General features: G+C 64.8%; 11 protein-coding genes. 5 read left to right on the top strand and 6 right to left on the bottom strand.

Annotated elements, in window-relative coordinates:
• Positions 1-191 precede the first annotated feature (191 nt).
• Complete coding sequence (locus XH92_RS42470; protein ID WP_194457346.1) at positions 192-1,433, bottom strand: LLM class flavin-dependent oxidoreductase; 1,242 nt, start codon at positions 1,431-1,433, stop codon at positions 192-194.
• A 298-nt stretch (positions 1,434-1,731) separates the two neighbouring features.
• On the opposite strand from XH92_RS42470, the gene XH92_RS42465 reads away from it, so the two are divergent.
• Together XH92_RS42465 and XH92_RS42460 are read left to right on the top strand one after the other, a co-directional pair.
• Complete coding sequence (locus tag XH92_RS42465) at positions 1,732-3,138, top strand: MFS transporter (RefSeq protein ID WP_194457345.1); 1,407 nt, start codon at positions 1,732-1,734, stop codon at positions 3,136-3,138.
• A gap of 219 nt (positions 3,139-3,357) precedes the next feature.
• Entirely contained in the window at positions 3,358-4,563 is a 1,206-nt protein-coding gene (locus XH92_RS42460) for a PHB depolymerase family esterase (RefSeq protein ID WP_194457344.1), read from the top strand.
• A gap of 101 nt (positions 4,564-4,664) precedes the next feature.
• On the opposite strand, the gene XH92_RS42455 is transcribed toward XH92_RS42460, so the two are convergent.
• On the bottom strand, positions 4,665-5,333 hold the full coding sequence (locus XH92_RS42455) for an MBL fold metallo-hydrolase (protein ID WP_194457343.1): 669 nt from the start codon (positions 5,331-5,333) through the stop codon (positions 4,665-4,667).
• 176 nt (positions 5,334-5,509) lie between these two features.
• On the opposite strand from XH92_RS42455, the gene XH92_RS42450 reads away from it, so the two are divergent.
• Positions 5,510-6,322: an RMD1 family protein gene (locus tag XH92_RS42450; protein WP_194457342.1), complete on the top strand. Its 813-nt coding sequence runs from the start codon at positions 5,510-5,512 to the stop codon at positions 6,320-6,322.
• Between the two features lie 95 nt (positions 6,323-6,417).
• Positions 6,418-8,025, top strand: a complete 1,608-nt coding sequence (locus tag XH92_RS42445; RefSeq protein WP_194457341.1) for an alpha-amylase family glycosyl hydrolase — start codon at positions 6,418-6,420, stop codon at positions 8,023-8,025.
• On the opposite strand, the gene XH92_RS42440 is transcribed toward XH92_RS42445, so the two are convergent.
• Positions 8,022-9,713 carry an alpha-amylase family protein gene (locus tag XH92_RS42440; protein WP_194457340.1) on the bottom strand — a complete coding sequence of 564 codons (1,692 nt, stop codon included), beginning with the start codon at positions 9,711-9,713 and terminating at the stop codon, positions 8,022-8,024. The two genes, XH92_RS42445 and XH92_RS42440, sit on opposite strands and share 4 nt — an antisense overlap.
• Before the next feature lie 107 nt (positions 9,714-9,820).
• Positions 9,821-10,939 (bottom strand): VWA domain-containing protein, encoded by a 1,119-nt coding sequence (locus tag XH92_RS42435; RefSeq protein ID WP_194457339.1) that lies wholly within the window; start codon positions 10,937-10,939, stop codon positions 9,821-9,823.
• A gap of 148 nt (positions 10,940-11,087) precedes the next feature.
• Here XH92_RS42435 and XH92_RS42430 point away from each other — a divergent pair, with 148 nt between their 5' ends.
• A complete protein-coding gene (locus XH92_RS42430; protein WP_194457338.1) occupies positions 11,088-11,570 on the top strand; it encodes an MmcB family DNA repair protein in 483 nt (160 codons plus the stop codon).
• 244 nt (positions 11,571-11,814) lie between these two features.
• Here the strand turns inward: XH92_RS42430 and XH92_RS42425 are convergent, their stop codons facing one another.
• Both XH92_RS42425 and XH92_RS42420 read right to left on the bottom strand, forming a co-directional pair.
• On the bottom strand, positions 11,815-12,369 hold the full coding sequence (locus XH92_RS42425) for an ActR/PrrA/RegA family redox response regulator transcription factor (protein ID WP_016845514.1): 555 nt from the start codon (positions 12,367-12,369) through the stop codon (positions 11,815-11,817).
• Positions 12,370-12,503: 134 nt separating this feature from the next.
• Entirely contained in the window at positions 12,504-13,823 is a 1,320-nt protein-coding gene (locus XH92_RS42420) for an ActS/PrrB/RegB family redox-sensitive histidine kinase (protein ID WP_194457337.1), read from the bottom strand.
• Between the last annotated feature and the right edge of the window lie 58 nt (positions 13,824-13,881).

Genomic DNA, 13,881 nt, shown 5'->3' with positions numbered 1-13,881 from the left:
CATCCTCATCGTCGTCCCAGCGAAGGCCGGGACGACGTCTGGAGGCGGTCGCGTGCGCTACCCATCTCCGTCATGCCGAGGTGCGAGCGAAGCGAGCCTCGAAGCACGACGGCCCGACCATGGCCGTGCATCCTTCGAGACGCGCTTCGCGCTCCTCAGGATGACGGGACGAACGGCAGGACGCCCTTGCCCTACACCTTCTGCTTCGCCGCCGCCTTCGCGAGATCGGGCGCATTCACGGCGGGGATCGCGACGCGGCCGGTGCCGGTATGCTGAAGCGCGGCGGCGGCCTTGTCGTTCTGCATGATCTTGGCCATCACGGCCTGGCCGGCGCGCTCGAACACGGCGCGGTTGTCGATCACGAACTGGCGCGACTTGCGCAGGCCATCGATATAGCCGTTGATCTCCGGCACGACATAGCGCGCGACCATGTCCCAGCTGCGGCGGGTGTTTTCCGGATTGGCCCAGTCATGGGCAAAGCCGATGATCGAGCCGACGCCGCCGGAGACGTCGACCAGGTTCTTGATCATCTTGATCAGATCATCCGGCGTGCCGATGGTCGAGGCGGCGCCTTCGACGAAGGCGGTCTTGTCGACGGCTTCATCCGCAGAGCCGAACGCGGTCAGGCCCGGCCGCATCAAGGTGCCGACATTATATTCGTTGTGCCAGCGCATCAGCCCGGCGCCGGCCTCGCGCCGCGCCTGCTCGCGGGTCTCGGCGATGTGCCAGGACAGCAGCACGCGCCAGTTGGCGCGGCTCACCGTGGTGCCGGCCTTCGCGGCGGCGTCCTCGGCGAATTGCCACTGCTGCGGCAGCGCCATCAGGCCCTGGGTCGACATCGAGCCCAGCGAGATGATGCCGATGCCGTACTTGCCGGCGAGCGTCATGCCCGACGGCGAGATCTGCGAGGCCACCACGAACGGCATGTCCTCCTGCAGCGGCAGGATCTGCAGCGCGGCGTCGTGCATCTCGAACCAGTCGGTCTTGGCGGTGACGCGCTCGCCGTTGAACAGGCGGCGAATCACCGCGATCGCCTCGTCCTGGCGGTCGCGCTGGGTCATCGGGTCGATGCCGAGCGTATGGGCGTCGGAGGCGAGCGCGCCGGGGCCGGAGCCGAAGATGGCGCGGCCGCCGGTCATGTGGTCGAGCTGCACCATGCGCTGCGCGACGTTGAAGGGATGGTGATAGGGCAGCGAGATCACGCCGGTGCCGAGCTTGATGCGCTTGGTGCGCTCGCCGGCGGCGGCCAGGAACATTTCCGGCGAGGCGATGGTCTCCCAGCCCGAGGAATGGTGCTCGCCGCACCAGAATTCGTCGTAACCGAGCGCGTCGAGCTGCTCGACGAAATCGAGGTCGCGGCGGAATTGCAGCATCGGATGCTCGCCGATCGGATGATGCGGGGCGAGGAAGGCTCCGAACTTGAGGCGCGCCATAGGTCGTTCTCTCCGGATTATTGTTATCGGGGGCTTTCCGCCAACCTACGGGGTGGCCCGTGGCAAGGCAATGCTCCGAGGCTGCGGCTGCGGCATGGTTGTTGCGCAAATCGGCTGCGATTGCCGCCCTCCGGAATGTTTCCCAGCGCGTCAACGCAAATTGCGCGGCGGGGCGCGGGCAGGTGCGGGATTGCCACGGATGACGTGCCCGTGAACCAACGCTTACGTCCGAGGTAATCGAGCCGATGACCGGAATCTGCTGATGTCGGCCGTAACGTCATTTCGGGCAGGACAGGGCATGCACCAGATCGTTTCGACGCACGCGGACACCTCCCGCCGCTGGTGGGTGCTCGCGATCGTGGTGTCGGCGCAATTCATGTTCGGTGTCGATGCCTTCATCGTCAACGTCGCGATCCCGACCATTGCGGCGGAGCTGCACGCGACGCCGGCGCAGATCGAGGCCGTGATCGCGATCTATCTGATCGCCTACGCGACGCTGGTGGTCACCGGCGGCCGGCTCGGCGATATCCACGGCACAAGGAACGTGTTCATCGCCGGCGTCGCCGGCTTCTCGCTGACCTCGCTGTGGTGTGGTCTCGCGCAGTCCGGACCCGAGCTGATCGTCGCACGGCTGGCGCAGGGCGCGACCGCGGCGCTGATGGTGCCGCAGGTCCTGGCGACGCTGCATCTGTTGTTCTCCGATGCCGCCCGGGCGCGGGCGTTCGGCATCTACGGCATCGTGCTGGGGCTTGCCGGCGCGGCCGGCTTCATGCTCGGCGGCGTGCTGGTGACGCTCGATCTTGCCGGCCTCGGCTGGCGTGCGGTGTTCTTCGTCAACGTGCCGTTCGGCGCCATCATCATCGCCGCGGCGCTGAAGATCATGCCGACGGTACCGCGCCGCGCCGGCACGCGGCTCGATCTTCCCGGCGCCATCGTGCTGTTTGTCGGCCTGCTCTGCCTGATCGGCCCGCTGCTGTTCGGCCACGATTTCGACTGGACAGCGTGGGTCTGGCTGGCGATGGCTGTCGGCATCGCCGTCATCGCAGCCTTCGTGCAGCTCGAGCGCAGCGTCGCGCGCGGTGGCGGCATGCCGCTGATCGATCTGTCGCTGCTGTCCGATCGCGCCTTCATGCGCGGCCTGGTCGCGGTGTTTTTCTTCTTCTTCGCCAACCTGTCGTTCTATCTGATCATGACCATGTTCATGCAGAAGGGCTTGCAGATCCCGCCGCTAGCGGCCGGGTTGGTGTTCGTGCCGTTGGCGCTGACCTTCGTGATCGCCTCGCGGCACAGCAGCGTGCGCGCGAAGCATCGCGGCACGCTGGTGCTGATCGAGGGCTGCGCGCTGCAGATCGTTGGACTCGCCGTACTGGTCGCGACGGTTCAGGCGATCGCTGCACCATCAGCGCTGCTGCTCGCACTGATGCTCGTCATATTCGGCTATGGTCAGGGTCTCGTGATGGCGCCGCTGTCGAGCGCGGTGCTGTCGAGCGTGAAGCCCGCGAGCGCCGGTGCCGGCTCCGGCATGTATGGCACGACGACGCAGATCGGCAACGCGGCCGGCGTCGCCGCGATCGGCGCGGTGTTCTTCGCTGTGGAGAGCGCGACGTCAGCACGTCTGGCGCTGTTTGCGGCATGCGCATTGTTTGTGCTGTCGATCATTATTTCAGCCGCATTTCTGTCATGGATGCGCCGCGCGACCGCATGAATCGCAGGCGCGTGGTGCGTCATTTTTGAAAAGTTCATGCTCGAACAAGGTGCTAAGGCAACTATTTCGAGCGCTCCGCATCGTGCCCGGTTCCGATCACGCGTTAACGCCGATTCTCACTATTCCGCAGGGGAAGACAGCACACGGCCTTTTTATTTCGCAGTGCAGCAATTATCTGTTCGGGTGACACAGAAGAATGAATCACCTCAGGAGTTGCTGTTGTCCCTGATCAACAACGTCGAATTTCTGCGTCATCTGCCCAAGATGAACGCGTTCAGCGGTCTTGGCGCGCTTGCGCCGGCCGTGCCGACGCCGCTTGTCGAGACGACCGAATTCGGCGCCAATCCCGGCGCGCTGAAGATGTTCTCATACGTGCCCGAGCAGCTGGCGCGATCGCCCGCGCTCGTCGTGGTGCTGCATGGCTGCGGCCAGACCGCCGCGTCCTATGATCTCGGCGCCGGCTGGTCGACGCTGGCGAAGCATTACGGCTTCGCGCTGTTGATGCCCGAGCAGCAGTCAGCCAACAACGCCAACACCTGCTTCAACTGGTTCGATCCGGAAGACGTCGCGCGCGGCCAAGGCGAAGCCGCATCGATCAGGGAGATGGTCGGACACATCGCTGGTGCGCACAAGATCGATCCGCGCCGGGTGTTCGCGACGGGGCTTTCCGCCGGCGGCGCGATGGCGACCGTCATGCTCGCGACCTATCCGGATGTGTTTGCGGCCGGCGCCATCATCGCGGGATTGCCGTTCGGCGTCGCCGGCAATCTGCGTGAGGCGCTGGGTGCCATGATGCAGGGAAGCGCATTGTCGGCGCCGGAGCTCGGCGATCTCGTGCGCAATGCGTCCAAGCACACGGGTGATTGGCCGAGGATCTCGGTGTGGCACGGCAGCGCCGATCGTACCGTGCATCCGGGCAATGGCGATGCGATCGTCCGGCAGTGGCTCGACCTTCACGGTCTGCCGCTGACGGCGATGTCGAAGTCGGAAGTCGACGGCCATCCGCGCGAGGTCTGGTGGAATGCCGACGGCGAGACACTGGTCGAGTCTTACTCGATCACCGACATGGCGCACGGCACGCCGCTCGGGCTTGCCGGCAATGACGAGCGCTATGGCGTGGAGGGCGCGTTCCTGATCGAGGCCGGCATCTCCTCGTCCTATCACATCGCGAGCTTCTTCGGCCTCACCGACAAGGTCCGTCAGCCGCAGATCGCGCCGACCGGGATCCCGCGCGAGCGCGCGGACACGATCTCGATGACGATACCGCTGCCCGCGGCCGAGCCCGAGCCTGCCTCCGGCCGTCGCAGCGGGCGGCCGCGAAAACAGCAAGGCAAGCAGCAGGCCAAGCCGCAGGGCAGGAGCGTCAATGTCGGCCGCGTTATCACCCGCGCGCTGACCGCCGCGGGGCTGATGAAGGAGCCCTAAAGCGTTTTCGAGCGAAGTGGAAACCGGTTCGCGTGAAGAAAACGCGTCAAAACCAGAATCGAGAGCCCGGTTCTGATTCAGTCAGAACCGGGCTCTAGCGCCTACATCTCGCCGGTCAGGAACGGGTTCGTCATCCGCTCCTGGCCGATGCTCGATCCGGCGCCATGGCCGCAGATGAAGCCGACGTCGTCGCCGAGCGGCAGCAGTTTCTGCTTGATCGACTGGATCAGCGTCGGATGGCTGCCGCCGGGCAGGTCGGTGCGCCCGACCGAGCCGGCGAACAGCACGTCGCCGACATGGGCGAAGCGCAGCTCCTTGTTGAAGAACACCACGCTGCCCGGCGAATGGCCGGGGCAGTGCAGGATGTCGAAGGTGAGGTCGCCGATCGAGACCTGATCGCCCTCGTCGAGCCAGCGGTCGGGGCCGAAATTGCGCACCCCGGTCATGCCGAAGCGCTCGCCGCTCGAGACCACGTTGTCGAGCAGATGCTTGTCCGCGATATGCGGGCCCTCGATCTTGACCTGCAGCGCGTCGCGCAATTCGGCGGCGCCGCCGACATGGTCGATATGGCCGTGGGTCAGCCAGATCTTCTCGACCGTCACGCCGGTCTGCTTGATCGCCGCCTGGATCTTCGGCACGTCGCCGCCAGGGTCGATCACCACGGCTTTCTTGGTCGGCTCGTGCCAGATGATGGTGCAGTTCTGCTCGAACAGCGTCACCGGCACGATGATCGCGCCGGCCTTCGGTTTGGTGTCGGTTGTCTCGTTCATGGGGGCACCATAGGCTTCCGGGATACGCCGTCAACACGCACGGGAATTGCTTTTGCCGTGGCGTGTGATCCCAAAACGGACCGTGATAAGGTCACCTCCAGCACAATAGGTCCGTGAGCAGGCCGGTATAAGGTTGCTCTCGATCACCAGTTTAAGTCCTCGCAGTCCGGAACTTCATGACCCAGGCTCCCAACTCACCGCTCGGCGGACCCCGGACCACCGCCCGCGCCTTCTTCGTCGCGGATCGCATCAACACGTCCGGCCTCGAGCGCGGCGACGTGCTGGCCACGACGCCGCTCGCGTTTCGCGTCAATGACAATGGTGTAGCGATCCTGTTTCGCTACGGCGTCGTCGTCCTGATCGGTCTCAATGCGCTGGAGGAGGATGAATTCCTGCGCAGCCTGCAATCGCGCATGACCGGACTGTTCACGCGACGCGAGGAGGAGATCGCGATCATCGAACTCGCCGCCGAGAAGGAGGACCAGATTCCGCCGGGCGGCCCGATCTATCTGCAAAGCCTGTCGCCGGAACGGCTGATCCTGGTCGGCGAAGCGCTGGCCAAGAGCGTGGTGCTGGCGCGGCATGAGCGCGAGGTTCGAGCCGTGTTCGACACCACCGAGCCGTTGGCGCGCGAACTCGCCAAGGGCGGCCAGGTCCGTGGTGGCCGGGTCGCGATCCTCAAGCACATCGGCAACGCACTGTTGGTGCGGCATCGCGTGGCCGGCCCGGTCGAGGTGTCGGAGAAGCCCGACACCCTCTGGGACAAGCCGCAGCTCGAACGCCTCTATGCCCGCCTCGAGGACGAATACGAATTGAAGGAGCGCGCGGAATCGCTGAACCGCAAGCTCGCCGTCGTGGCCGAGACCGCGCAGGTGCTGACCGACATCATCGACACCAGCCGCTCGCTGCGGCTGGAGCTGATCATCGTCTTCCTGATCCTGTTCGAGGTGCTGATCACCATCTATCAGCTGGCGATCGCCCGGCACTGACGCGCTGCATCGCCATTTTTCTGTCCCGAATTGTGCGTCATCCCTGAACCTGCGGACAACCCCGGGGACACGGGGCGACGAGCGAGGGGGACGGGATGGATCAGGACAACAGCGACTGGTGGCGGCGCGGCATCTTCTATCAGGTCTATCCGCGCTCGTTCGGAGATAGCGATGGCGACGGCGTCGGCGATATCAGGGGGATCATCGCGCGGCTGCCTTATCTGACCCGGCTCGGCGTCGATGCGGTCTGGCTGTCGCCGATCTTCCCGTCGCCGATGGCCGATTTCGGCTACGACATCTCCGACTACACCGGCATCGATCCGCTGTTCGGGACCATGGAGGATTTCGACGCGCTGGTCGCGGCCGCGCACGATTCCGGCCTCAAGCTGATCCTCGATCTGGTGCCGAACCATACATCGGATCAGCATCCGTGGTTCATCGAGGCGAAGAGCTCGCGCGAGAACCCGAAACGCGACTGGTACATCTGGCGCGATCCGGCGCCGGATGGCGGTCCGCCCAACAACTGGCTGTCGGAGTTCGGCGGCAGCGCCTGGGCCTATGACGAGGCCTCGGGCCAATATTACTATCACGCCTTCCTCGCGCAGCAGCCGGATCTCAACTGGCGCAATCGCGAGGTCAGGGACGCGATCTATGATGTGATGCGCTTCTGGCTGCGCAAGGGCGTCGACGGCTTTCGTGTCGACGTGATCTGGCACCTGATCAAGGATGCCGAATTCCGCGACAATCCGCCGAACCCGCATTATCGCGGGGGCCGGCCGCCGCATGAGAAGGTGCTGACGCAGTATTCGACCGATCAGCTCGAGGTGCACGCCGTCATCACCGAGATGCGCCGCGTCACCGAGGAGTTCGACAACCGCGTGCTGATCGGCGAGATCTACCTGCCGCTGCATCGGCTGGTCGCTTACTACGGCAACGATCTGCGCGGCGCGCAGATGCCGTTCAATTTCGCGCTGCTGTCGACCCTGTGGAGTGCGCGCGCGGTCGAACAGATCATCGCCGATTATGAGAAAGCGCTGCCGCCGGGGGCGTGGCCGAACTGGGTGCTCGGCAATCACGACCGGCCGCGGGTGGCGAGCCGGGTGGGACCTGCGCAGGCACCGGTCGCGGCGATGCTGCTGCTGACGCTGCGCGGCACGCCGACGCTGTATTACGGCGACGAGATCGGCATGCGCCAGGTTGCGATCGCCCCTGGCGAGGTGCGTGATCCCTTCGAGAAGAACGTGCCAGGCATCGGCGTCGGCCGCGACGGCTGCCGCACGCCGATGCAATGGAGCGCCGAGCGCTATGCCGGTTTCTCGACGGCAAAGCCGTGGCTGCCGCTGGCGCCGGATTTTGCAAGCGACAATGTCGCAAGCCTCGAAGCGGACAGGGCGTCGATCCTCAACCTCTACAAGGCGCTGATCGCGCTGCGGCGAAAGCTGCCACAGCTCGTCCATGGCAGCTACGAGCCGGTGGCGGCACACGGCGACGTGCTGCTCTACCGGCGGCGCGGCGCCGAGGGCGTCGTCGTGATCGCGCTGAATTTCGGCGCGGCGCCTGCGTCGGTCTCCTCCAGCGCGATCGGCTTCAGCAACGAGGTCCTGCTGTCGACCTTCATGGACCGGCAAGGCGAGAAGATCGAAGGCGTGCTCGACCTGCGCGGCAATGAGGGCGTGATCCTCGGCCCGCATCAGGATGATTAGCGGGATGTGCGGGGCTCCTTGGTATCGATATCGCTGCGCTTCAGCAGATAGTCGAGCCCGCCGACCCTGTACCAGCGATAGCCATAGGCCTCGATCAGAAGCTTGTGACGGCCGCCATCGTCGGCGCGGCTGTGATCCTCGGTCAGGAGATTGACAAGGAGATTGCCGGCGTCGTCAGGCAGCCCCACGTTGAATGATATCTCGAGCGGCTTTTCCGCGAAGTTGTGCACGAACAGCACCGAGTTGTTGCGCCAGTCGTAACGAATGATCAGGACGGCAGGATTTCGGCTGCTGATAACCTTGAAGTCTCCCCAGCCGATCTCGGGGACTTCCTTGCGCATGCGGATGATACGCTCGGTCCAGTTCAGCATCGAATTCGGGTCACGTCGCTGCTTGGCGGCGTTGACGTGTTCATAGCCATAGGGACCTTCGTCGATCACGGGCACACATGGCCGATCGCTCTCGGTAAAGCCACCGTGCGGCTCGGTCGACCATTGCATCGGTGTGCGCGCGCAAGCGCGCTCGGGCAAATCGAGATTGTCACCCATGCCGAGTTCGTCGCCGTAGCGGATCACGGGCGTGCCGGGCAGCGTGCACATCAGACTGTAAGCGAGCTCCAGGCGCCGCCGGTCGCCGCCCAGCATGGGCGCAAGGCGCCGCCTTATGCCGCGGTCATAGAGTTGCATGCTCTTGTCGGGACCGAACGCCTTGAACACCGTCTCGCGCTGCGCCTTGGTGAGGCGGCCGAGGTCGAGCTCGTCGTGGTTGCGCAGGAACAGACCCCATTGCGCGGTCGGAGGCCGTGGCCTGGTCGCCGTCAATGCCTTCGCCAGCGGCTTCGTATCGGCCGATGCCAGCGCGTAGAACAGATGCTGATTGACGTGGAAGTTGAACATCATCTGCATACGGTCGCCGTCGCGCCCGAAATACTCCATGTCCGTCTCCGGCAGCACATTGGCTTCAGCGAGGATGATCGCGTTGCCCTGTCGCCATTGCAGGAATTCGCGGAACGATCGCAGCATGTCGTATTGCTCGACCGGTTTGCGCACTGAGGCGCCCTTGGTCGCGATCACGAAGGGCACGGCGTCCATGCGGAAGCCGGAGACGCCGAGCTGGATCCAGAACCCCATGATCTTGAGGATCTCGGCCTGCACGTGCGGGTTCGATGTGTTGAGGTCCGGCTGGAAATCGTAGAAGCGATGGAAGTACCAGGCGCCTGCCTGCTTGTCGCGCGTCCAGGTCGATTTCTGAACGCCGGGAAACACCATGCCGGTGTTGGCGTTCGCCGGCTTCTTGTCCGACCAGACGTACCAGTCGCGGAAGGGCGAGTCCTTCGAGCCCCGCGCGGACCTGAACCAGGCGTGCTGATCCGAGGTGTGATTGACGACGAGGTCGATGATCACGCGGATGCCGCGTTGCTGGCAGCCATGGGTGAATTCGACGAAATCGCCCAGCGTGCCGTAGCGCGGATCGACGCCGTAATAGTCCGAGATGTCGTAGCCGCCGTCCCTGTTGGGCGAAGTCTGAAACGGCATCAGCCAGATCGTGGTGATGCCGAGCCCGTTCAGGTAATCCAGACGTCGCAGCAGGCCGCTGAAATCGCCAATGCCATCGCCGTTGGCGTCCATATAGCTGCCGACGGACAGGCAGTAGATCACGCCGTTCTTGTACCAGAGGTCGTCGATCACCAGGCTATCCTCTCCGGCGGGGCCGGGGGATAAGCGGCGAGGCGGCGGCGGGTTCCTGGCCGGAGTGTCGCTCCGCAAGCTGCAGGACGACACCCCGAGCCGTGTTGCTACCGCTTGATCTGCGCCTTCAGCGTATCCTCGACCACGCGATCGAACGATGAGGCCTTCGGCGCGCTCTTGCGGTGCTCGGCGACGTATTTGTCACGCTTGGCGACCAGCGCGGCGAGCTTCTCGTTCAGCGTCTTGCGCTGGGTGATCTGCTTGTCGATCTCGGCGGTGCGCGCTTCCGGCTTCATGGCGCGGAGATTGTCCGGCAGATCCTCGTCGTTGATCTTGGCGATCTCCTTGCGGCCGGCAGCAACGTCGGCGACCAGGTCGCCGTCGCCGGTGACTGCCTCCGACGTCACCTTGGCGCGCTTGTTGATGAAGCTTGCCATCTCCGAGGCGCGTGCCGGGGAAGCGGCGGCGACGCTCGCGAGCTGCTGGGTCTTGGATTCCGTGCGCTTCTGCATCGCGCGCGGGCCGTAGGGGATCACGGTGCCGTTGATCTCGCGCTGCAGGATGATGATGTCCTCGTCGAACGGCGTTTCGATGGTGACGATCTGGCCGCCATCCTGCGGGATCGGAATGAATTCGCCGTTGCCGTGCTGCGCGATGTCGCGCCACACCCGCTCGGTATCCTGCGCATTGCCGGCGAGCACGGCGTTGACGATGATGTCGCGCTGCTTGGCGACCGCGAGCGTGACCGGGTACTTGGTGTCCTGCGCATAGTCCATATGCGGCGGCGCGTCGCCGACCAGGAACACGATGCGCGTGCCGTCGCGGCCTTGCGTCCACTGCATCTTGTTGACGGCGACGTCGAGCGCCTCGTTGACGCTTTCTGGCCAGTCGCCGCCGCCGCGCGCCTTCAGGTCCAGCAGATTGGCATAGAGGTCCTGGATGTCGCGCGTCAGCTCGACCTTTTGGGTGACATAGTCGTCGCCGATGTCGCGATAGGCGACGAGGCCCATGCGAATATCGGCGTCGGGATTGGAATCGACGATCGCTGTCGCGATCGACCAGATCTTGCGCTTGGCGCCCTCGATCAATCCGCCCATCGAGCCCGTGGTATCGAGCACGAAGGCGACTTCGACCACGGGCTTGGCGATGGCCGACGAGAGTCCGGCGGACAGCGGAAGGGTTGCGAGAGCGAAGACGAACGAGCGAAGTGTGATGCGTGACCGCATGGGTCTCTCCTCCAGTGGTTTCGTCCCTCGGAACCAAGGTTCCACCGGCTTCGCGGTGGCTTGAGGCCGGAATCGCGGCGGCTTGGGTGCGAATTTGCGGCCGATTCCGGCGCTGCCGTTGGGTTATGGAATCGGCTAATCTCCTTGGATGGAGTCACCCGCCCGCCAGATCGCGCTCGTGCCCGCGCCCGACCGACGCCAGTCGGAGACCGCGCTTGCGATCGCGCGCGGCACGGCAAGGCTTCTGAGATCGCTTGGATTTTCCTGCATTAGTGAGTTGCCGCTGCCGTCCGGCCGAAGGGCCGATCTGGTCGCGCTGAACGAGCGCGGCGAGATCTGGATCGTCGAGATCAAGTCGTCGATCGAGGATTTGCGCGCCGACCAGAAATGGCAGGACTACCGCATGCATTGCGACCGGCTGTTCTTCGCCTTCACGCAGGATCTGCCGTGCGAGATATTCCCCACGGACACCGGCCTGATCATCGCCGACGCCTATGGCGCGCATCTGCATTGCGAGGCGCCCGAGCATCGCCTGCCTGCAGCCACCCGCAAGGCGATGACGGTGCGCTTTGCGATGGCTGCAGCGCAGCGCATCAACCGGCTGGTCGACCCGCAGGGGCACGAGTTTTAGATCAAGTGATCCGTCATCCTGAGGAGCCGCGAAGCGGCGTCTCGAAGGATGAATCGGCCACGAGCCGGGCCGTCGACCCTTCGAGACGCGCGCAAGAGCGCGCTCCTCAGGGTGACGGTGATAGAAGCGAGACTCGTCGCCTCGTGCCGCGACGAAAACTGAGGGGACGCTGCACTCGACCCGTCCTACAAAAGCAAATGGCCGGGACGAGCCCGGCCATCGCGAAACGTTATGAACCTATCGCTTAGCGTGGCGCGCGCTTGGCGAGGATGCGCTGCAGGGTGCGGCGGTGCATGTTGAGACGGCGCGCGGTCTCCGAGACGTTGCGGTTGCACATCTCGTAGATGCGCTGGATGTGCTCCCAGCGCACGCGGTCCGCCGACATCGGATTGGCCGGCAGCTCGGACTTCTCGGTGCCGGTCGCGAGCAACGCTGCGACGACGTCGTCGGCGTCGGCGGGCTTCGACAGATAGTCGACGGCGCCCATCTTCACCGCGGTGACGGCGGTGGCGATGTTGCCGTAGCCGGTCAGCACGATCGCACGCGCTTCGGGGCGCTTGCGCTTCAACGCCGAGACGACGTCGAGGCCGTTGCCGTCGCCGAGGCGGAGGTCGACGACCGCGAAAGCGGGCGCGGCGCGGCCGATCTCGGCGAGGCCATCAGACACCGTGTCGCATGACTTCACTGCGAACCCGCGCGTCTCCATCGCACGCGACAGGCGTTCCAGGAACGGCTTGTCGTCCTCGACAATGAGGAGCGAGCGGTCGGCATGGTCATTCAGTTCAGTGATGGCGTTCACGATCCATTTTTCCCTGTGGCAGACACCCAATATATGGGGGCCTACTGCGGCGCTGCCAAGGCAGCCGAAAGTCGCGTGCCGTTCCGGAAAGTGTGCTGCATCCGGTATGCCAGAGCTGCGATTAAGAACCGTTCTCAGGATTCGGTTTCGTCACTAGGTGCGGCTTCCTCGAAGCGCTCGCGGGGCCACACGATTTGCACCACGGCGCCGTGATCGGGGAAGGGCCGATTGGTAAACGAGACCTTGGCGCCGGTGCGTTCCAGCAGCGTCCTTGCGATGAAAACGCCCAAGCCCAAGCCGCCACGCGCATTTTGGGCCTCATCGGCGCCCCGGCGGCGCGACAAATACGGCTCGCCGATCCGCTTCAGCATGTCGGGCGCGATGCCCGGGCCGTCGTCGGAGACCACGATCTCGATGGTTTCGGCGTTCCACCAGGCGTTCACCTCGACGGTCTGGTGCGCGAAATCGACCGCATTTTCGAGAATGTTTCCGACGCCATAAAGGATCGCGGGATTGCGCGCGGCGACCGGTTCGCGCGTTGCTGCGACAGCAAGCCGCACCTTGATGTTGATGCCGAAATCGCGATGCGGCGCGACCGCCTCCTCGATCAGGGTCGACAACTTCATGGTGTCGAACGGCGCGCCGCTCGATGACAATTGCGCAATCTTGCTCAGGATGTCGCGGCAGCGCTGCGCCTGTTCGCGCACCGTCTTGAGATCGCCGGCGATCGCCGGGTCATGCACGGTCTTCTCGAGCTCGCGCGAGATCAGGAAGATCGTCGACAGCGGCGTACCGAGTTCGTGCGCGGCGGCGGCGGCGAGGCCGTCGAGCTGGGTCAGATGCTGCTCGCGCGTCAGCACCAGCTCGGTTGCGGCAAGCGCATCGGAGAGCTGGCGCGCCTCCTCGGTCACCTGGAACGCGTAAAGGCTGGTGACGCCGATCGCGAGCAGGATCGAGAGCCAGACGCCGATCAGATAGATCGGCGGCAGCACCAGCGGATCGTCGTTATCCCAGGGCAGCGGCAGGTGGTAGAAGAACAACGCCGAGGCGCAGGCGACCGCAAGGCAGCCGAGCGCGATGGTCAGGCGGATCGGCAGCACCGTGGCCGAGATCAGGACCGGTGCCAGGAACAGGAACGAGAACGGGTTCTGCAAGCCCCCGGTGAAGTAGAGCAGGCCGCCGAGCTCGACGATGTTGAAGGCGAGCAGGGCCGCGGCATAGGCCGGCTCCAGCCGCTGCATCGGGTTGAACGCGATCTGCAGCGCCAGATTGAGCAGCGCCGAGAACGTCACGATGATGACGCAGGGCACGATCGGTACGTCGAATTCCAGTCCCTGGGCCACGATGAAGATCGCGACGAGCTGGCCGAGCGCGGCGAGCCAGCGCAGCCGCAGGATCGTATCCAGGCGGACATAGCGGCGGGGTTGGCGGAAATCGGAAGCGACGTCGGTCATGCCTGGACTTTAGCTGTGCCGTGGGCGGCGCACAAATTCGCGACTTAGCGCAAGGACG

The sequence above is a fragment of the Bradyrhizobium sp. CCBAU 53421 genome, assembly GCF_015291625.1.
Classification (GTDB): Bacteria; Pseudomonadota; Alphaproteobacteria; order Rhizobiales; family Xanthobacteraceae; genus Bradyrhizobium.
Note: the sequence above shows the minus strand (reverse complement) of the source record. Positions and strands in the feature narration are given on the sequence as shown.

Bases quoted from the DNA above. Each gene is read 5' to 3' on its own strand.
- XH92_RS42470 (WP_194457346.1), bottom strand. From the start codon at position 1,433: ATGGCGCGCCTCAAGTTCGGAGCCTTCCTCGCCCCGCATCATCCGATC.
- XH92_RS42465 (WP_194457345.1), top strand. From the start codon at position 1,732: ATGCACCAGATCGTTTCGACGCACGCGGACACCTCCCGCCGCTGGTGG.
- XH92_RS42455 (WP_194457343.1), bottom strand. From the start codon at position 5,333: ATGAACGAGACAACCGACACCAAACCGAAGGCCGGCGCGATCATCGTG.
- XH92_RS42450 (WP_194457342.1), top strand. From the start codon at position 5,510: ATGACCCAGGCTCCCAACTCACCGCTCGGCGGACCCCGGACCACCGCC.
- XH92_RS42445 (WP_194457341.1), top strand. From the start codon at position 6,418: ATGGATCAGGACAACAGCGACTGGTGGCGGCGCGGCATCTTCTATCAG.
- XH92_RS42435 (WP_194457339.1), bottom strand. From the start codon at position 10,939: ATGCGGTCACGCATCACACTTCGCTCGTTCGTCTTCGCTCTCGCAACC.
- XH92_RS42430 (WP_194457338.1), top strand. From the start codon at position 11,088: ATGGAGTCACCCGCCCGCCAGATCGCGCTCGTGCCCGCGCCCGACCGA.
- XH92_RS42420 (WP_194457337.1), bottom strand. From the start codon at position 13,823: ATGACCGACGTCGCTTCCGATTTCCGCCAACCCCGCCGCTATGTCCGC.